Raw genomic sequence first — 19,167 nt, 5'->3', positions numbered from 1 at the left:
CTGCGAAGCAGCGGATCCCACCGCACGGCGGCCGGTACGAGCAGCCTACGTCGCCATACCTGCGGCAGCGGCCGCGCCGGGGTGATCCCTCCCCCTCGGGCGCACCCCGGCTCGAACCGGCCGCATCCGCCATCACCTCGGCCACTCACGGAGCTTCACCGTGTCCGCCCCGGAGTGCACCGCCAGGCGATGTCCGTATCCGCCGCTCCGACCGCGGTGTCTCCGCCCCGTCCGGCGAAAGCCACCGTCCCGCACTGCCGCTCCCCTGTGCAACCCGCGCGCTCTTTCGCCAACCGCCGTACTGGCTACGGGTGTTCGCCGACCCCGGGGGCGCCCCGTCGGTCCCGGCGAGGCACGGGCGCTCGAACTGCCCAGCATGAGCAGGATCTTCGACTTCGAGCTGTTCCAGGGCCTGACCCGTGCCCATCACCTGCCCGACGACCGGCCGACCGGCCACTAGTTCGTCTGTCCGGCCGGCGAAGTCATGTCCCGGCTGGACCAGTTGATCCCTGAAGCGCTGCGCGCCCAGCCCTCCCCCACCGTCGCGGCGGTGAGCGCGGGCCGGGCAGGTGGCCGGACACAGACCCGCTCAGGGGAACCGCGCCGACCCGACGGATCTACCGACGGAGGCCATGAGGGCCACCCGGGGAGCATCCCCGGGTGGCCCTGGAGCGGGTCGGGTGGCCGGTTGGGCCGGGCGGTCTCAGAAGCCGAGCTTGCGCAGCTGCTTCGGGTCGCGCTGCCAGTCCTTGGCGACCTTGACGTGCAGGTCGAGGTAGACCGGGGTGCCGAGGAGTGCCTCGATGTGCTTGCGGGCGGTGGTGCCGACGTGCTTCAGGCGGGAGCCCTTGGCGCCGATCACGATGGCCTTCTGGCTCTGGCGCTCGATGTAGACGTTGGCGTGGATGTCCAGCAGGGGGCGGTCCGCCGGACGGCCCTCGCGCGGGAGCATCTCCTCGACGACCACGGCGAGCGAGTGCGGCAGCTCGTCCCGGACGCCCTCCAGGGCGGCCTCGCGGATCAGCTCGGCGACCATGATCTGCTCGGGCTCGTCGGTGAGGTCGCCGTCCGGGTAGAGCGGCTGGCCCTCGGGGAGCAGCTTGGTGATCAGCTCGCCGACCAGCTCGACCTGCTTGTCGCCGACCGCGGAGACCGGGATGATCTCGGCCCACTCGATGCCCAGCTCGGCGCCGAGCTGGTGGACGGCGATCAGCTGCTCGGCCAGCCGCTTGGAGTCGACCAGGTCGGTCTTGGTGACGATGGCGACCTTGGGGGTCTTCTTGATCTCGGCGAGCTCCTTGGCGATGAACCTGTCGCCGGGGCCGAGCTTCTGGTCCGCGGGCAGGCAGAAGCCGATCACGTCGACCTCGGCCCAGGTGCTGCGCACCAGGTCGTTGAGCCGCTCGCCGAGCAGCGTGCGGGGCTTGTGCAGACCGGGGGTGTCGACCAGGACGAGCTGGGCGTCCGGGCGGTGCACGATGCCGCGCACGGTGTGCCGGGTGGTCTGCGGACGGTCGGAGGTAATCGCGACCTTCGTCCCGACCAGCGCGTTGGTCAGGGTCGACTTGCCCGCGTTCGGACGGCCGACGAAGCACGCGAACCCGGAGCGGTACGGGGATGAAGGGGCACTCATGCGCACCATTCTCCCTGATCGAGCAGGCGTGCTCGGACACCGCACCCGGCCATCGGGCGTACCGGGCGGTGTCAGCGGGACTTCCGGCCCCCGGTGAGCGCGCCCAGAACGGTCAGCACGAAGATCGCGATCGAGCCGGCCAGCCAGAACGGCGAACCGGTCTCCTTCCAGCGGCCCATGCCCATCACACTGAGCAGCAGCCCGGCGAAGAACGCCAGCGCCCCCATCGAACACCCCCTCGATCGCTGCCACCCTACCCGCGCCCCGCGCAAAGGAGAGTGCGGGCACCCCCGCACTCCGGGGGATGCCCGCACACCGGCGCGGCCGACGTCCTCGGCGCAGTCCTGGGCTCGCCTCGTCGACGGCCCTCAGCGCGCCTCGGCGGCAGTCCTCAGCGCCCCGTCCGGCCCCGCCAGCAGGACCGGCGTCCCGGCGCCGCCCAGGTCTCGCACGGCGGCCAGATCGGCCTCGGCCGGCTCGGCGGCCTCGGAGACCACGGCCGCGGCCTCCAGGCCCTTCGCCCCGCTGGCCACCGCCATCGCGACCGCGGTCTGCAGCGCGCTCAGCTTGAGCGACTCCAGTGCGACCGTCCCGGCCACGTACGTCCGACCGGTCTCGTCGCGTACGGCGGCCCCCTCCGCCACGCCGTTGCGGGCCCGCACGGAACGGGCCAGCGTGATGATCTTCTTGTCCTCGGGATCCAGCTCGATCAGCTCACTCATGCCGCCGAGCATAGGCGCCGTGCGTCCGCCCGCCCCCGGCCGTCCGCACCACCGGCCGGTCGAGCAGCCTTTCCGGCCGCCATCGCACCCGCCCCGCCGGGGCCCCGAGCGCCGCCGGGACACCCCGGCCCCGGTGGCGAACCGTCATGGGTGGTCCGCTATCCGGCCGGACGCATCATCCCCCGGCGCCCCTCGGGGCTGGCCAGCCGCTCCAGCTTCGCCGCCGTGTCGGTGCCCTGCTCGGGGTTGTGCAGCACGATGGTCAGGTCCGGCCGCTCGGGCACCCGCAGCTGGGTGGACTCGAAGTGGAGCATCCCGACCAGCGGGTGGAGGAGCTGCTTGTACATCATCCCGCCGGCCATGACCTCGTTCCTGGCCCAGATCTCCGCGAACTCCGGGCTGATCTCGGCCAGTTCGTCCACGACCGCCTGGAACTCCGGATCCCCTGGCCGCTCCGAGGCGGCCATCCGGAACTGCGCGACCACGTGTTCGGCGTTGACCTTCCAGGTGGCGTCGCGCCCGTTGTAGAGCGGGTTGGTGAAGCAGTTGACCAGGCAGTTCAGGTGCTCGTCGGTGTAGCCGAAGACCAGCCCGGCGGACTCGTTGAAGGTGACGACGTTCCAGTACGGATCCAGGATGTGCGCCGGGAAGGGCATCCAGGCGTCGATCAGCCTGAGCAGCCCGTCCGTGACCGGCGCCGAACGGACCGCCGGCAGCGGCGGGTTGAGCCCCGCCAGGACGTAGAGGTGGCGCCGCTCGGTGTCCCCCAGCTTCAGCACCCGGGAGACGGCGTCCAGCACCTGCGGGGAGACCGTGATGTCCCGTCCCTGCTCCAGCCACTGGTACCAGCTGACGCCGACCCCGGCGAGCACCGCCACCTCCTCCCGGCGCAGTCCGGGCGTACGGCGCCGGGCGCCTCCGTCCGGCAGTCCGGCCTCGGCCGGGCTCACCCTGGCCCGGCGGCTCATCAGGAACTCACGCAGATCGCGCCGTCGCTGCACGTCCGGACCGACTGTCGCTGACTGGCTGGTGGTCATGCCACCAGGATAAGTACCCACTCTCCAGGCGGTGCTGACCGATCCAAGGATGGGCGCATGGCAACCGAAACCCTTGTGGCGCCCGAGGCGGCGCCGGTCCGGCAGTCCCTCCACCGGAGCAGACTGATCCTGGTCCTGCTCTGCGCGGCCCAGTTCGCGGTCTCACTGGACTTCTCGATCCTCAATGTGGCCCTGCCCGCGATCGGCCCCGACCTGGGACTCGGCCAGGCCGACCTCCAGTGGGGCGTCACCGCCTTCTCCCTCCCGTCCGGCGGCTTCCTGCTCCTCTTCGGCCGGATCGCCGACCTGTACGGGCGGCGCCGGCTCTTCCTGACCGGGCTCTCCCTGTTCGCCGCCGCCTCGCTGCTGGCCACCCTGGCCTGGGACCCGGCCTCCTTCCTGGCCGGCCGGGCACTGCAGGGCCTGGCGGCGGCGATGATCGTCCCGTCCGGAATGTCCCTGCTGACCACCACCTTCCGTGAGGGCCCGGAGCGCGACCGCGCGCTCGGCGCCTCCGGCCTGCTGCTCTCGCTCGGCTTCACCGCCGGGATGCTGCTCGGCGGGGTACTGACCCAGGGACTCGGCTGGCGTTCCACCATGGCGCTGAACGTGGTGATGGCGCTCGGCGTCCTGGCCGCCGCCCCCGGACTGCTCACCGAGAGCCGGCTGCCCGAGCGGCCCAGGCTGGACCTGCCCGGCGCGGTGACCATCACCGGCGGACTGCTGTCGCTGATCTACGCGCTCTCCACCGCCGCCGACCGCGGCTTCGGCTCGACGGACGTGATCGCCGGGCTGGTCGTCGGCGTGCTCCTGCTGGCCGCGTTCGTGGCGGTGGAGTCCCGCACGGCCGAGCCGCTGGTCTCGCTGCGGATGCTGCGCCGTCCCACCGTCGCCTGGGGGAACGCGGGCGGTCTGGTGACCTTCGCGATGATGACCTCGGTCATCTTCCTCTCCACCCTCTACCTCCAGCAGGTGCTCGACCTCAGCCCGGGCGCCTCCGGCCTGGTCTTCGGCGTGATGGGCCTGGCGGCGGCGGGCGGCGGCGCGGTCGCCCCGAGGGTCTCCGGCCGCCTCGGTGCCCACCGCACCCTGGTACTCGGTCTCCTGGTGCAGGCCGTGTTCACCGCGGCGCTGCTGGCGGTGGGTACGGGCGGGGCCGGCACCTGGCTGGTCGTGGTCGCCGGTTCCATCGCCTGCTTCGGCCACCTGTTCGCGATCGTCGCGTACAGCATCACCGCCACCTCGGGCCTGGCCGACGAGGAGCAGGGCCTGGCCACCGGCCTGGTGACCAGCACCCAGCAGATCGGCATGACCGTCGGCATCCCGGTGCTCAGTGCGATCGCCGCCGCCCGCAGCGACGCCCTGCGGTCGGCCGGGGAGAGCTTCGCCGCCGGGACCCTGGGCGGTGTCCGGCTCGGTCTGGGCGTGGACGCGGCCGTGGTCGCCGGCGTAGCCCTGCTCGTCTGGTTCGGCCTGCGGCGCCGGGCATGACCGGATGCGACGGTGGCCCGCAGGGGTCCCTGCGGGCCACCGTCGTGTGCTCAGTGGCCGACCGGTTTGGCCCGACCGGCTTTCAGCAGCTTGATCAGGGTCGACGGCCCGGTCGGCAGGGGCTCCCCGCGCGCCTGCTCACGTGCCCTGAGCTTCTTCCAGTACGGGTTGTCCTGTGGCAGATGGCTGCTCACTCTGCCGTACATGCCGAAGGTGAGCACCACCAGACCGAAGATGAAGGCGAACAGGACGTTGGCCAAACGGAAGTTGAGGATGTTGGCCTCGGGGCGGCCGAGCACGGTCAGCCCGTAGAAGCCCGACAGCACGAAGAGCGTACCGACGATCATGTTGAGGTTGGCGGCGAAGATCCCGCCGACCGCCGCGCCGCCGATCAGCACAAGACCGACGATCAGCGACAGGATGCTCAGCGTGCCGTTGGTCGACAGCCCGGCGATCCGGGGGCCGTGGGTGGACAGGAAGCCCGGGTGGTCCAGCAGACCCAGGATGCCGAAGATCAGCAGGAACACACCGCCGAGCCCCGCGCCGATCCGGTAGACCTGCGCCAACTTGTGGTCCACGGGCAGTTCGTCTTGCAGTTTCATGGTGACCTCCACCGGGCCGTCTCCACGCTACTCCTGAGCCGGTTCCCTGCCCGGGCCGGGCGTGGGCTGCCAGTCGGCCGGGTGGAACGGGACCTCGTGCAGGTAGAGCGAGCCGCACTGCTGACAGCAGCGCAGCCCGGTCCCCCACTCCTCCTCCGGCCTGCTCTCGGAATCGGCATCCAGCTCACGGCCGCACAGAGCCTCGGTGGAACCGGGGGTCCGGACCACGTGCCACATCCTGATACCGCCGGACCGGCCCTCGGGCCCGTACTCCGCGCGCAGTTGGTGCGTCATGCCTCACATGGTCGGAGCCATCCCCCGCCCCGGCAACTCGTACGTCCGCCGCGGCCGCGAGGTTGCGCGGGCGCGGGGAACGTGCAGTCCGGGGCCGTGGGGCCGCTCAGGAGCGGGCGGCCCCGCCCCGAGCCGAAGGGCGCGCCGGTGCCGAAAGCGAGGAGCGAGGAAGCGACCGACGCAGGAGGGAGCGCGGGAGCGACGACCGTCGGCACCGGGTCGGAGCGCCCGGAGGCGAGCGGGCGAGCTACACAGCTACTCGACCTCGTCGGCGACGGTGTCCCCCGCCCGTACCGGTGCGGCGACCACCGTTCCGATGCGGTTACGGCGGCCCGCCGCGCTCTCGGCGGTGAGCCGGATCGCCACCAGCCCGCCCGGCGCCTCCTCGGGCATCGGCACCTCGCACGAGGATCCGGGAATCGGCACCCGTCCGAGGTGCTTGGCCAGCAGCCCGCCGACCGTCTCGACGTCCTCGTCCTCCAGCACGATCCCGAACAGCTCTCCGAGGTCCTCGACCAGCAGCCGCGCGGTGATCCGGTAGCTGCCGTCGCCGAGGTCCTCGACCGGCGCGATCTCCCGGTCGTACTCGTCGGTGATCTCGCCGACGATCTCCTCCAGGATGTCCTCGATGGTGACCAGTCCGGCCGTGCCCCCGTACTCGTCGATCACGATCGCCACGTGCGAGCGCATCTGCTGCATCTCGCGCAGCAGGTCGCCGGCCGGCTTGGAGTCCGGTACGAAGACCGCCGGGCGCAGCACGCTGCCGACCGGCTCGGACTCCGCCTCCCGGTTGATGTGGGTGCGCCGGACCAGGTCCTTGAGGTAGACGATGCCGACCACGTCGTCCTCGTTGTCGCCGACCACCGGTATCCGGGAGAAGCCGGAGCGCAGGGCCAGGGTGAGCGCCTGACGCACCGTCTTGTGGCGCTCGATCATCACCAGGTCGGTCCGCGGCACCATCACCTCGCGGACGATGGTGTCGCCCAGTTCGAAGACCGAGTGCACCATCCGGCGCTCCTCGTCCTCGATCAGGTCGTCCTTCTCGGCCAGGTCGACCAGGGCGCGCAGCTCGGCCTCGGAGGCGAACGGGCCCTCCTTGTACCCCTTCCCGGGGGTCAGCGCGTTGCCCAGCAGGATCAGCAGCCGGGGAATCGGGCCGAGGATCCTGGCCAGCGGGACCAGCACGTAGGACGAGGCGGTGGCCGTGGTCAGCGGGTGCTGGCGGCCGATGGTGCGCGGGGAGACGCCGACCGCCACGAAGGAGACCAGCACCATCACGCCGAACGCCAGCAGCACCGCCTGCCAGGTCTGCTGCAGGTTGCGCAGCGCGACGACGGTGACCAGGACGGCCGCCGCCATCTCGCAGGCGATCCTGATCAGGGTCGCCAGGTTGAGGTAGCGGATCGGGTCCTTCGACAGGGTCAGCAGCCGGCTCGCGCCGCGCCGCCCGGCCCGGACCGCCTCCTCGGCGCGGAACCGGGAGATCCGGGAGATCCCGGCCTCGGCGCAGGCGGCCAGCCAGCCGAGGACGACCAGCGCCAGCGCGCCGATGAGGAAGCTCGTACTCTCACCACTCACGAAAGGCCGGCCCTCAGTGGGTGGTCGGCGCCGGGGAGATCCCCGAGAGGCCGCGGCCGGACCGCCAGTCGTCCAGGATCCGCTTCTGCAGCGCGAACATCTCGCGCTCCTCGTCCGGCTCCTCGTGGTCGTAGCCGAGCACGTGCAGCACGCCGTGGACGGTGAGCAGCTGGAGCTCCTCGTCCATGGAGTGCTTGGAGGGGGCCGCCAGGCCCTGCTTCTCGGCGACCTCGGGGCAGAGCACGATGTCGCCGAGCAGACCCTGCGGCAGCTCCTCGCCCTCCTTGCCGGGGCGCAGTTCGTCCATCGGGAAGGACATCACATCGGTGGGACCCGGCAGGTCCATCCACTGGATGTGCAGCTCCTCCATGGCGGCGCCGTCCACCAGGATCACGGACAGTTCGGCCTGCGGGTGGATCCGCATCTTGTCGAGGGCGAATCGGGCGACGTCGAGGATGGACTCCTCATCGACGTCCCAGCCGGACTCGTTGGCGATGTCGATCGACATGGAGGGCTTGGTACTCAGCTTTCGGTGCGGTGGGACTGTCGGGGTGCGCGGGCCGTACCGGTCTTGCCGGTACGCCGCTGGACGGGCTTGCGGGCCGGTCGCCCGGCCTCGACCTCCTGCTCGGCGTCCCAGCGCTCGTAAGCGTCCACGATCCGGCTGACCAGCTTGTGGCGGACCACGTCGGTGCTGGTGAGGACGGAGAAGTGGATGTCGGGGACGTCCGCCAGGATCTCCTGGACGACCTTGAGGCCGCTGCGGGTTCCGCCCGGGAGGTCGATCTGGGTGGTGTCGCCGGTAACCACGACCCGGGAGTTGAAACCCAGCCGGGTGAGGAACATCTTCATCTGCTCGGGCGAGGTGTTCTGGGCCTCGTCCAGGATGATGAAGGCGTCGTTGAGGGTGCGGCCGCGCATGTAGGCGAGCGGCGCGACCTCGATGGTCCCGGCGGCCATCAGGCGCGGGATGGCGTCGGGGTCCATCATGTCGTGCAGGGCGTCGTAGAGCGGACGCAGGTACGGGTCGATCTTCTCGAAGAGCGTGCCGGGCAGGAAGCCGAGCCGCTCGCCCGCCTCGACGGCCGGACGGGTCAGGATGATCCGGTTGACCTCCTTGGCCTGCAGGGCCTGCACGGCCTTGGCCATGGCCAGGTAGGTCTTTCCGGTACCGGCGGGGCCGAGGCCGAAGACGATGGTGTGCTTGTCGATCGCGTCGACGTAGCGCTGCTGGTTGAGGGTCTTGGGGCGGATGGTCCGGCCCCGGTTGGACAGGATGTTCGTCGTGAAGACCTCGGAGGGCGCCGGGTGGGCCGGATCCTCCGCGGAGCTCCTGAGCATGGCGATGGAGCGCTCCACGGCGTCCTCCGTCAGGGGTTGGCCGGTGCGCAGCACCAGCATCATCTCGTTGAACAGCTGCTTGACCAGGGCGACCTCACCGCGGTCGCCGGTCGCCGTCACCTCGTTGCCGCGCACATGGATGTCGGCGGCGGGAAAGCCCTGCTCGATCACCCGCAGGAGGGAGTCGGCAGTACCGAGCAGGGTGACCATCGGGTGCCGCTCGGGGATCACGATCCGGGCGCTCGCCGCGTCGACGCGCTGCCGTCCGTTGGCGGGGGTCTGTGAAGTTTCACTCATGGGTCGGCGCTGTGGCCTGCCTCATCCCATCCGTCGTCTCGTGGGGCCGCTTGGGCTCTCCGGGTCACCAGGGTACGCCGCGCAGATGTTCGCCGTGGCGGCACGGCGCCCGGGGCGGCGCATTCGATGCTGGGGCAGATCGCCTCCGGACGCGACTGCTTTTCGGATCATCGGCGTCAGGGTCATCGACGCGGCGGTACCGGCACCCGCGCGAGGTCCTCGGCGATGACCAGCTCTCCGTCGAAGTGCTCGCGCGCCTCGGCGAGGTGGCCGTCCTGGTCCGGGTAGCGCTGGGAGAAGTGAGTCAGCACCAGGGTCCGTACGCCCGCCTCGGTGGCGACCCTGGCGGCCTGGGCGGCGGTGAGGTGGCCGTGCTCCTCGGCGAGGCGGGCGTCGGCCTCCAGGAAGGTCGCCTCGATCACCAGCAGGTCGGCACCCTCGGCCAGCTCGTACACCCCGTCGCACAGGCGGGTGTCCATCACGAAGGCGAAGCGCTGGCCCGGCCTCGGCTCGCTGACCTCGGCCAGTGTCACGGTCCGGCCGTCCGCCTCGGCCCGGCCCTCGCGCTGCAGACGTCCCACGGCGGGCCCGCGCAGGCCCAGGGCGGCCAGCCGCTCGGGCAGCATCCGGCTGCCGTCGGGCTCGGTGAGCCGGTAGCCGAAGGAGTCCACCGGGTGCGAGAGCCGCCGGGCCTCCAGCGTGAACGGTGCCCCGGGGGCCTCCAGCGGCCCCGGGGCGCTGATCGGACGCGGGCGCAGCTCGGCGGTCTCGTAGTACGCGGTGGAGTGCCGCAGCCGCTCGAAGTAGACCTGGCCGCTGGCCGGGTAGTAGGCGTCCACGGGGTGCGGGACCTTGTCCAGGTTGATCCGCTGGATCACCCCGGCGAGGCCCAGGCAGTGGTCGCCGTGGAAGTGGGTCACCCCGATCCGGGTGATCTGGGTGGCCGAGACCCCGGCCTGCAGCATCTGCCGCTGGGTGCCCTCACCGGGGTCGAACAGCAGGCCCTCGCCGTCCCAGCGGAGCAGGTAGCCGTTGTGGTTGCGGTGCCGGGTGGGCACCTGGCTGGCAGTGCCGAGGACGACGAGTTCACGCTGCGACACGGTCTCAGACCATGTTCTCGTTCATCGGCCGGCCGCCGAGGACGTGGACGTGGGCGTGGAAGATGGTCTGGCCCGCGCCCGCACCGGTGTTGAAGATCATCCGGTAGCCGGACTCGACGATCTTCTCGTCCGCCGCCACCTCGCCGGCCTCGGCCAGCAGCTCGCCCGCGATCTCGGGCTCGGCGGCGGCCAGTTCGGCGGCGTTGGGGTAGTGCACCTTGGGGATGACCAGGACGTGGGTGGGGGCCTTCGGGCTGATGTCCCGGAACGCGAGGGTGCGGTCGGTCTCCCGGACCACGGTCGCCGGGATCTCGCCCGCCACGATCTTGCAGAACAGGCAGTCGGACTGCGGCTCGCCGGCCATCTCGCTCTCCTCTAGCTGGACTTCACTGATCACTCATCACTACCGCCCGCAGCCTAGCCCAGCCGGGCCGTTCCACGGGAAGGCCGCCGGGAGCCCCTCCCCGGACCGCGGGGTGGCCCTCGGGGACGCCGGGGGGCCGCGCGGCCGGTCCGCGGCGGCGGATCTCCCGTCCGCCGCGGGCACGTTGGACTCCCCCGGGCGCGGGGGACCACGCGGCCGGCCGTGCGGTCACGGCTCGCGCGGCCACCGCGCCCCTGCCGGATCCCCCTGAAGTTCCGGGATCTCCGGTGCCTGGCCGGCCGGCTTCGCGGCCAGCGCGGCGAGCGCGATGCGGACACCTTCGGCGAGCTGCGGGTCCTCACCGGCGGCCCAGGCGTGCGGCGGCATCGGCACCTCGACGTCCGGGTCCACCCCGTGGTTCTCCACGCCCCAGCCGTAGTTCTCCAGCCACAGCGAGTACTTGGGCTGGGTCACCAGGGTGCCGTCCACCAGGCGGTACTTGCTGTCGATGCCGATCACGCCGCCCCAGGTACGGGTACCGACCACCGGGCCGATCCCGAGCGCCTGGATCGCCGCGTTGACGACGTCGCCGTCCGAGCCGGAAAGCTCGTTGGCCAGTGCCACCACCGGACCGCGCGGCGCGTCCTGGGGGTAGGAGAGGCCCTCGTCGAAATCGCGGACGCGGGCCCAGCCGACGATCCTGCGGTTGAGCTTCTCGATGATCAGCTCGGAGGTGTGGCCGCCCCGGTTCTCCCGGATGTCGACGATCACGCCCTCCTTGGCCAGTTCCACCTTCAGGTCCCGGTGGAGCTGGGCCCAGCCGTTGCTCTGCATGTCGGGGATGTGCAGATAGCCGAGCCGGCCGCCGGAGAGCTCCCGGACGGCGGCCCGGCGGTCGGCCACCCAGTCGTGGTAGCGCAGCGGCTCCTCGTCGGCCAGCGGGACGATCACCGGGTGGCGCTGGACGCCGTCCTTCCCGGCGACGGTCAGCTCGACCGGCTGCCCGGCCGTACCCGCGAGCAGCGGGGCGGGGCCGGTGACCGGGTCGACCGGGCGGCCGTTGACGGCGAGCACCGCGTCCCCGGGCCGGACGGCCGCGCCGGGCGCGGCCAGCGGGGAACGGGCCCGCGGGTCCGAGGACTCGCCGGGCAGGACCCGCTCCACCCGCCACCGCTCGCCGTCCTTCACCAGGTCCGCGCCGAGCAGCCCCTGCCTGCGGGCGGCGTGCGCGCCCCGCCCGTACGGGAGCACGTACGCGTGTGAGGTGCCCAGTTCGCCCACGGTCTCCCAGAGCAGGTCGACCAGGTCGTCGTGGGAGCCGCAGCGGTCCACCAGCGGCCGGTAGCGCTCCAGCGTCCCGGCCCAGTCGTGGCCGCCCATGTCCGCGCGCCAGAAGTTGTCGCGCATCAACCGGCCGTTCTCGTCGAACATCTGGCGCCACTCGGCGGCCGGGTCCACGGTGACCCTGATCCGGTCGAGGTCGACGCTCAGGTCCTCGCCCTCACCGGCCCGGTGGCCGGCCGGGACGATCCGCAGACCGCCCCGGTCGAGCACGGCGGCCCGGGTGCCGTCGCCGCTCACCGCGAAGCCGTCCACCTCGGCGACCAGTTGCGAGGTCTGCAGCTTCCCGAAGTCGAAGCGCTCCAGCGCCGCGCGCGGCTGCTCGTCCTCCAGCGAGGCGGCGTTGTCGCCGAGGTTGCCGAGCAGCGGCTGCCTGGTCCAGAGCACACCGTCCTTGGCCGCCCGCAGGCTGCCGAAGCTGCCGCCCTCGACCGGGAACGGGACGATCCGGTCGGCGATGCCCTCCAGGTCGACCCGGGTGACGGGGACGGACTCGGCCCCCTCCCCGAACTCCCCGGAGCCCTCCTTCCTGGCCCCCTCGGGTTCCTCCTCCCCGGCCATCGGCTGCCCGGCGCGCTGCGGGCCGAACGGCGACGGGGTGTCCGCGGCCAGGGTGATGAGGTACGGCCGGGTGCCGGCCGGGAAGGACAGGTCGAAGATGTGCGCGTCGTAGACCGGGTCGAAGTTGCGCACCGAGAGGAAGACCAGGTACTTGCCGTCCGGCGTGAAGTCCGGCGAGTAGTCGATGAAGCGCGGCGGGGTGGCCTCGCCGACCGTACGGTCCGTGAGATCGGCCAGCATGATCTGCCGCAGCGCGTCGGCGCCCTGCACCGGCTGGGACCAGGTCAGCCAGCGCGAGTCCGGGGAGAAGGCCAGGTCGAGGACCTCGCCCTGCGCGCTGCGGGCCAGTTGGTGCACGGTGCCGTCGGCCAGGGCGACCAGCAGCACCCGGCCGTCGTGCGAGGCGACGGCGGCCTGCCGCCCGTCCGGCGAGACCGCCAGACCGAGGACCCGGCCGAGCTGCCCGCCGGCCAGCCCGCGGCGCTCCGTGCCCAGCACGTCGGGGGCCAGCTCGAGCGCGTCGTCACCCTCGGCGTCGGTCACCCAGAGCGCGCCCTGGGCACCGTCGGCTCCCGGTACGACCCGGGCCAGCCTGGCCCGCACCCCCGGTGTCTCCGCCAGTACCCGGCACGGGCCCTGACGGTGCGTCAGCCAGTGCACTCCGCCGCGTACCACCACGGCGCCGGCCCGGCCGGTACGGTCGGGGGCGACGGACTCCAACTGGCCGGTGGCCGGGGTCGGATGTGGCGCGCGACCGGTACGCGGACCGGCCAGTTCGATCTCCAGCCGGCGCGGCTCGGCGCCGTCCAGATCGTCCAGGATCCACACGTCGCCCGCGCTGTGCCAGACGATCCCGGTCCCGTCGGTGGTGGCGTTGCGGGCGTAGAACTCTCCGTCGCCGTGCCGGCTCAGGTCGCCGCCGTCCGGCAGGCTGGAGTACAGCTGCGCGACGCCCTCGTGGTCGGAGAGGAAGGCGATCCGGCCGCCCGCCCAGAGCGGGGAGTCGATGTTGCCGTCCAGGTCCTCGTGGACCCGGGCGAACTCCCGGCCGCCGATCCACAACTTGCCTGCCCGGCCGCCGCGGTAGCGCTTCCACCAGGCCGGCTCGCGATTGCTGGAGCTGGTCAGCAGCACCCGCTCGCCTCCCGGCTCGAAGGCCAGCCCGCCGATCGGCCCGTACGGCAGCCGGACCGGCTCGCCTCCGTCCAGCGGGATCGCGAACGCCCAGGTGCGGCGCAGGGTCGCCTGGCCGGCGCTGGTGATCGCGACCGGGCGGCCGTCCTCGGTCCAGCCGCGCAGCAGCGTCTGGGCGCTGCCCCAGTAGGTCAGCCGGCGGGCGGGGCCGCCCGCGGTGGGCGCGACATGGATCTCGGGTGCGCCGTCCCGGGTCGAGGTCCAGGCGATGTGCCGCCCGTCCGGTGAGAACCTGGGGTGGCTGACGGGAGTCTGGTCCGCCGTCAGCCGCCAGGCACGGCCACCGGTGATCGGCGCGATCCAGATGTCGTCCTCGGCCACGAAGGTCACGAGGTCGCCGTGCAGGTGCGGATGGCGCAGATAGGCGCCAGCTGAGGTGCTCTGAACGTCGGTCACGGCCGCCACCCTATGCACGGCCCCGATCCCGCGTGGCGGGTTTCGCACACTCGGGGATTCCCAGGGCAGTTGGGCATCCCGCCGAGGGCGCGGGGCACCGCGCGCGGCCGGACGGGAGCCCTGGCGCGGTGAAGTCCGCGAGGCGGACGGCGGCCCCTCAGGGGTGCGGGCACCGCGCGCGGCCGGACGGGAGCCCGGGATCCGGGCCCGGCCGTCCGGCGGGCGGAGCCTCAGCCCCAGCGCCCCGTCCGACCGAGCAGGAGCGCCCCCGCCGCCACCCCCGCCGTGGACGTCCGCAGCACCGAGGGCCCCAGCCGGTACGGCTTCGCCCCGGCCTCCGCGAAGGCGGCCAGCTCCTCCGGCGACACTCCGCCCTCGGGCCCGACGACCAGCACGATGTCCCCGCTCACCGGGAGCTCCGCCCCGGCCAGCGGCTCCGAGCCCTCCTCGTGCAGCACCGCCGCCAGCGCCGCCTGCCGCAGCAGCGGCAGCAGCTGACGCGTCGTCGCCATCTCCCGCACCTCGGGGAAGCGCAGCCGCCGCGACTGCTTCCCGGCCTCCCGCGCGGTGGCCCGCCACTTGGCGAGGGCCTTGGCACCGCGCTCGCCCTTCCACTGGGTGATGCAGCGGGCGGCGGCCCACGGGACGACCACGTCCACGCCGACCTCGGTCATGGTCTCGACGGCCAGCTCGCCCCGGTCGCCCTTGGGCAGGGCCTGGACCACCACGATCCTGGGCGCCGGCTCGGCCTCCCGCCGTACCGCCTCGACCGTCACCTCCAGCGCGTCCTTGCCGTGCACCGCGGCCACCGTGCCGTCCACGCCGAGCCCGAGCCCGTCCGCCAGCGTCACCGCCTCCCCGGCCTCCAGCCGCTTCACGGCGACGGCGTGCCGCCCCTCGGGCCCGTCCACCCGGATCACCGCCCCGGGGACGGCTGCGGCCAGCCGGTCGGTCTCGACGACGAACACGGGCGCGGTCATGGCATTTCCCCAAACACTCTCTCGGTACCGACGCAGCGGCGCCCGACGACCCCTGGGAGTCGCCGGGCGCCCGGAAGCTCACTCATCGACCGGTCGAAACCGGAGCCGGACCTCAGCGGCCGTTGAAGGCGTCCTTCAGCCGCGAGAACAGGCCCTGCTGCCCGGGCGCGAACTGCCCGGAGGGGCGCTCCTCGCCACGCAGCTGCGCCAGCCGGCGCAGCAGCTCCTCCTGCTCGGGGTCGAGCTTGGTGGGCGTCTGCACCTCGACATGCACTATCAGGTCGCCTCGCCCGCCGCCGCGCAGGTGCGTGACGCCGCGGCCGTGCAGCGGGATGGACTGCCCGGACTGGGTGCCGGGGCGGATGTCCACCTCCTCCAGGCCGTCCAGGGTCTGCAGCGGCACCTGGGTGCCCAGTGCGGCGGCCGTCATCGGGATGGTGACGGTGCAGTGCAGGTCGTCCCCGCGCCGCTGGAAGACGGCGTGGCTGGTCTCGGCGATCTCGACGTAGAGGTCTCCGGCGGGGCCGCCGCCGGGGCCGACCTCGCCCTCGCCGGCCAGCTGGATCCGGGTGCCGTTGTCCACACCGGCCGGGATCTTGACGGTGAGCGTGCGGCGGGCGCGGACCCGGCCGTCGCCGGCGCACTCGGGGCACGGGGTCGGCACGACGGTGCCGAAGCCCTGGCACTGCGGGCAGGGGCGGGAGGTCATGACCTGGCCCAGGAAGGACCGGGTGACCTGGGAGACCTCGCCCTTGCCGCGGCACATGTCACAGGTCTGCGCGGAGGTGCCGGGTGCGGCGCCCTCGCCGGAGCAGGTGGTGCAGGTGACCGCCGTGTCGACCTGGAGTTCCTTGGTGGTGCCGAAGGCGGCCTCCTCCAGGGTGATCTCCAGCCGGATCATCGCGTCCTGACCGCGCCGGGTGCGCGAACGCGGGCCGCGCTGGCCGGAGGCGGCGCCGAAGAAGGCGTCCATGATGTCGGAGAAGCCGAAGCCCGCCGCGCCGGCGCCGAAGCCGCCCGCGCCACCGCCGCCGTTGGGCGACAGCGGGTCCCCGCCGAGGTCGTAGACCTGCCTCTTCTGCGGGTCGGAGAGCACCTCATAGGCGGCGTTGATCTCCTTGAACCGCTCCTGCGTCTTCGGGTCCGGGTTGACGTCCGGGTGCAGTTCGCGTGCCAGGCGCCGGAACGCCTTCTTGATCTCGTCCTGCCCCGCATCCCGTCGGACGCCGAGTACCGCGTAGTAGTCCGTGGCCACCAAATGCTCCGCTTGTTCCGCCTGTAGAAGTGCTTGCGACTGGTCACCGCCGGTTCAACCAGCGGCCTGTTCTACGACTCGGCCAGGATCTGGCCCAAGTACCGCGCCACCGCTCGCACCGCCCCCATTGTGCCCGGATAGTCCATCCGGGTCGGACCGATCACCCCGAGTTTTGCCACACTCTGGTCGCCGGAACCGTAACCGACCGAGACGACCGAGGTGGAATTGAGCCCCTCGTACTCGTTCTCGTGGCCGATCCGGACCGTCATCCCGGCGTCCGCCGTCTCACCCAACAGGCGGAGCAGCACCACCTGTTCCTCCAGTGCCTCCAGCACCGGCTGGATGGTGAGCGGGAAGTCGTGCCCGAAGCGGGTCAGGTTGGCCGTACCGGCCAGCATGATCCGCTCCTCGTTCTGCTCGGCCAGCGTCTCGAACAGCGTGGCGAGCACCACACTGACCGTCGACCGATCCGACGGCTCGAAGGCCGCCGGAAGTTCCTCCAGCGCACCGGGCACGTCGGGCAGCGCGCAGCCGACCGCGCTCGTGTTGAGCCTGGACCGCAGGTCCGCCAGCACGCTCTCGCCGACCGTACCCGGGCAGTCCACCAGCCGCTGCTCGACCCGGCCGGTGTTGGTGATCAGCACCAGCATCACCTTCGCCGGGGCCAGCGCCACCAGCTCGATGTGCCGGACCGTGGACCGGGAGAGCGAGGGGTACTGGACCACCGCGACCTGTCTGGTCAGCTGCGCCAGCAGCCGGACCGTACGGGCCACCACGTCGTCCAGGTCGACCGCGCCCTCCAGGAAGTGCCGGATCGCCCGGCGCTCCGGCGCGCTCATCGGCTTGACCTCGGCCAGCTTGTCGACGAACAGGCGGTAGCCCTTGTCGGTCGGGATCCGCCCGGCGCTGGTGTGCGGCTGGTGGATGTAACCGTCCTCCTCCAGCGCCGACATGTCGTTGCGCACGGTGGCCGGGGAGACCCCCAGGTTGTGCCGTTCGACCAGGGCCTTGGAACCGACCGGCTCCTCGGTGCCCACGTAGTCCTGCACGATGGCGCGCAGCACCGCCAGCTTGCGCTCGTCCAGCGGACGGCGGGTGTCGAGTCGGCGCTCGTCAGCACGGCGTTCGCTGTACACGGCACGCACCTCCGTCTTCGTCCGTTGAACCGGTAGCCGCCCGGCTCCCTGGCACTCTGGAAGGCAGAGTGCCAGAACCGTACTTGCCAGTGTACGGCCCGGGTCCGACGGCAGGAACGGGCCGCCCCGGTGATCCTTACCGGATCCGGGGTACGAAGTCGGTGCCCCGGGCCCCCCGGAGTGGCAGCATCGAAGGCGAGCGATGGTAACGAAGGAGCAGAGATGTCGGCTTCATCCCAGCACTCCCGGTTCGCACCCGACCGTGGCCTGACCGGGCGGATGGTCACCACGATGTTCCTCATCGGACTGCTGTACGTCGGCTTCACGGGAGTACTGATCGTCCTGCTGCGCGGAGCGTGGCCGCTGATCGTCCTGATCTCCGGCGGACTCTTCGTGGCCCAGTTCTGGTTCAGCGACAAGATCACCGAACGGGCGATGGGCGCCCGGCCGGTGAGCCCCGAGCAGTATCCGCAGCTGCACGGCACCATCGACCGGCTCTGCGCCCTGGCCGACATGCCCAAACCCCGCGTCGCGGTGGCCGACAACGACATGCCCAACGCCTTCGCCACCGGCCGCAACCCGCAGAACGCGGTGGTCTGCGTCACCACCGGACTGCTGCGGCGCCTGGAGCCGGAGGAGCTGGAGGGTGTCCTCGCCCATGAGCTCTCGCACGTCGCGCACCGGGACGTCGCGGTGATGACCATCGCCGGATTCCTCGGTGTACTGGCCGGGGTGATGACCCGGATCGCCCTGTACGGCGGCTTCCTCGGCGGCGGCAACCGGAACAACAACGACAGCACCGCGGCCATCGCCATGCTGGTCATCCCGCTGGTCAGCATGCTGGTGTACGCGATCAGCTTCCTGCTCACCCGGCTGCTGTCGCGCTACCGCGAGCTGGCCGCCGACCGGGCCGCGGCCCAGCTCACCGGCCGCCCCAGCGCGCTGGCCTCGGCGCTCACCAAGGTGACCGGCCAGATCGCGGCCATTCCCAGCAAGGACCTGCGCCAGGCGCAGCCGTACAACGCCTTCTACTTCGCGCCCGCGCTGAACGCCCGGGAGGCCGCGAGCCAGCTGATGTCCACCCACCCGACGCTGGAGCAGCGGCTCGCCCAACTGGCCAGGATCTCCGCCGACCTCGGCCACTGACCCCTGCCTCGGACACCCCGGGCACCCCGGACATCTCAGACGCCTCAGACACCCCGTACACCGCAGACAAGGACCACCGTGGGATTCCTGGACGCCCTCTTCGGCCGCACCAAGCCCGTGAAGCCCGATCTCGACCAGCTGTTCGCCGTCCCCTCGGCGGCCCTCACCCTGGAGGCCGCGGCCGGGTTCCGGCCGACCGGCCTCGGCTCGGTCTGCTTCGCCGCCGTGGAGGGCGGCGCCTTCAACGAGGTGCAGCGGCAGGTCCGGGCGCTGCTGGACGCCGACACCGAGCGCGGCGGCACCCCGGTCGAGGCCAGCCAGGACTCCTACGGCTACTCCTGGCTGCTCGCCCGGCACACCCCCGAGCAACTGCCCGAGCTGGTCAACGATCTGCACGCGGTCAACAGCGAGCTGGAGGCGAACGGCTTCGGCCCCCAGCTGCTCTGCTCGATCGTGGCCTTCCGCAACGACGCGGGCCGGTCACTGGGCCTGGTCTACCTCTACAAGCGCGGCACCTTCTACCCCTTCGCACCGCTCGCCGGCGAGAAGCGGGACAACCCGTTGGAAATCCAGGTGAAGGCGATGCTCGCCGACGACCTGCGGATCGAACCGGACCTCTCCCGCTGGTTCCCGGTCTGGGGCGCCCCCGGCCTCTGAACGGGCCGGCACCCGCCCGACCGCCACTCCCGTGCCGGGTTT

The 19,167-nt window shown here is 72.1% G+C and carries 18 protein-coding genes; 3 read left to right on the top strand and 15 right to left on the bottom strand.

Features of this window, described 5'->3' with window-relative positions; genetic code table 11:
- Positions 1-703: 703 nt before the first annotated feature.
- The 4 genes from era to ACSMTC_RS25795 form a co-directional block, all read right to left on the bottom strand.
- Positions 704-1,633 carry a GTPase Era gene (era, locus tag ACSMTC_RS25810; protein WP_436562088.1) on the bottom strand — a complete coding sequence of 310 codons (930 nt, stop codon included), beginning with the start codon at positions 1,631-1,633 and terminating at the stop codon, positions 704-706.
- 71 nt (positions 1,634-1,704) lie between these two features.
- Complete coding sequence (locus tag ACSMTC_RS25805; RefSeq protein WP_436562087.1) at positions 1,705-1,860, bottom strand: hypothetical protein; 156 nt, start codon at positions 1,858-1,860, stop codon at positions 1,705-1,707.
- A 141-nt stretch (positions 1,861-2,001) separates the two neighbouring features.
- Positions 2,002-2,367 (bottom strand): cytidine deaminase, encoded by a 366-nt coding sequence (locus ACSMTC_RS25800; RefSeq protein ID WP_436562086.1) that lies wholly within the window; start codon positions 2,365-2,367, stop codon positions 2,002-2,004.
- Between the two features lie 146 nt (positions 2,368-2,513).
- Entirely contained in the window at positions 2,514-3,392 is an 879-nt protein-coding gene (locus ACSMTC_RS25795) for a helix-turn-helix transcriptional regulator (protein ID WP_436562085.1), read from the bottom strand.
- Between the two features lie 57 nt (positions 3,393-3,449).
- Between ACSMTC_RS25795 and ACSMTC_RS25790 the strand changes: the two genes are divergently transcribed.
- Positions 3,450-4,883 (top strand): MFS transporter, encoded by a 1,434-nt coding sequence (locus ACSMTC_RS25790; protein WP_436562084.1) that lies wholly within the window; start codon positions 3,450-3,452, stop codon positions 4,881-4,883.
- Positions 4,884-4,933: 50 nt separating this feature from the next.
- On the opposite strand, the gene ACSMTC_RS25785 is transcribed toward ACSMTC_RS25790, so the two are convergent.
- The 11 genes from ACSMTC_RS25785 to hrcA form a co-directional block, all read right to left on the bottom strand.
- On the bottom strand, positions 4,934-5,485 hold the full coding sequence (locus tag ACSMTC_RS25785; protein ID WP_436562083.1) for a DUF4383 domain-containing protein: 552 nt from the start codon (positions 5,483-5,485) through the stop codon (positions 4,934-4,936).
- 27 nt (positions 5,486-5,512) lie between these two features.
- Entirely contained in the window at positions 5,513-5,779 is a 267-nt protein-coding gene (locus tag ACSMTC_RS25780; RefSeq protein ID WP_436562082.1) for a hypothetical protein, read from the bottom strand.
- A gap of 255 nt (positions 5,780-6,034) precedes the next feature.
- Entirely contained in the window at positions 6,035-7,357 is a 1,323-nt protein-coding gene (locus ACSMTC_RS25775; RefSeq protein ID WP_436562081.1) for a hemolysin family protein, read from the bottom strand.
- 13 nt (positions 7,358-7,370) lie between these two features.
- Complete coding sequence (gene ybeY / locus ACSMTC_RS25770) at positions 7,371-7,865, bottom strand: rRNA maturation RNase YbeY (protein ID WP_436562080.1); 495 nt, start codon at positions 7,863-7,865, stop codon at positions 7,371-7,373.
- A gap of 14 nt (positions 7,866-7,879) precedes the next feature.
- The gene (locus ACSMTC_RS25765; protein WP_436562079.1) at positions 7,880-8,995 is read right to left on the bottom strand and encodes a PhoH family protein; all 1,116 of its coding nucleotides are present in this window, start codon (positions 8,993-8,995) and stop codon (positions 7,880-7,882) included.
- A 182-nt stretch (positions 8,996-9,177) separates the two neighbouring features.
- Entirely contained in the window at positions 9,178-10,095 is a 918-nt protein-coding gene (locus ACSMTC_RS25760; RefSeq protein ID WP_436562078.1) for a ribonuclease Z, read from the bottom strand.
- A 4-nt stretch (positions 10,096-10,099) separates the two neighbouring features.
- Positions 10,100-10,459, bottom strand: a complete 360-nt coding sequence (locus tag ACSMTC_RS25755; protein ID WP_436562077.1) for a histidine triad nucleotide-binding protein — start codon at positions 10,457-10,459, stop codon at positions 10,100-10,102.
- 228 nt (positions 10,460-10,687) lie between these two features.
- Complete coding sequence (locus ACSMTC_RS25750) at positions 10,688-13,951, bottom strand: S41 family peptidase (protein ID WP_436562076.1); 3,264 nt, start codon at positions 13,949-13,951, stop codon at positions 10,688-10,690.
- A 230-nt stretch (positions 13,952-14,181) separates the two neighbouring features.
- Complete coding sequence (locus tag ACSMTC_RS25745; RefSeq protein WP_436562075.1) at positions 14,182-14,931, bottom strand: 16S rRNA (uracil(1498)-N(3))-methyltransferase; 750 nt, start codon at positions 14,929-14,931, stop codon at positions 14,182-14,184.
- A gap of 112 nt (positions 14,932-15,043) precedes the next feature.
- Positions 15,044-16,186 carry a molecular chaperone DnaJ gene (gene dnaJ / locus ACSMTC_RS25740; RefSeq protein ID WP_436562074.1) on the bottom strand — a complete coding sequence of 381 codons (1,143 nt, stop codon included), beginning with the start codon at positions 16,184-16,186 and terminating at the stop codon, positions 15,044-15,046.
- A gap of 71 nt (positions 16,187-16,257) precedes the next feature.
- A complete protein-coding gene (gene hrcA, locus ACSMTC_RS25735) occupies positions 16,258-17,271 on the bottom strand; it encodes a heat-inducible transcriptional repressor HrcA (protein ID WP_436564808.1) in 1,014 nt (337 codons plus the stop codon).
- 273 nt (positions 17,272-17,544) lie between these two features.
- Here hrcA and htpX point away from each other — a divergent pair, with 273 nt between their 5' ends.
- Positions 17,545-18,468 (top strand): zinc metalloprotease HtpX, encoded by a 924-nt coding sequence (gene htpX / locus ACSMTC_RS25730; RefSeq protein ID WP_436562073.1) that lies wholly within the window; start codon positions 17,545-17,547, stop codon positions 18,466-18,468.
- Positions 18,469-18,546: 78 nt separating this feature from the next.
- Positions 18,547-19,125: a PspA-associated protein PspAB gene (pspAB, locus tag ACSMTC_RS25725; protein WP_436562072.1), complete on the top strand. Its 579-nt coding sequence runs from the start codon at positions 18,547-18,549 to the stop codon at positions 19,123-19,125.
- Positions 19,126-19,167 lie beyond the last annotated feature (42 nt).

This window comes from Kitasatospora sp. HPM-01-4 (assembly GCF_051374625.1).
In the GTDB taxonomy this organism is placed as follows: domain Bacteria; phylum Actinomycetota; class Actinomycetes; order Streptomycetales; family Streptomycetaceae; genus Kitasatospora.
The sequence above is the reverse complement of the archived record's forward strand: the minus strand, read 5'-3'. Positions and strand labels throughout refer to the sequence as shown.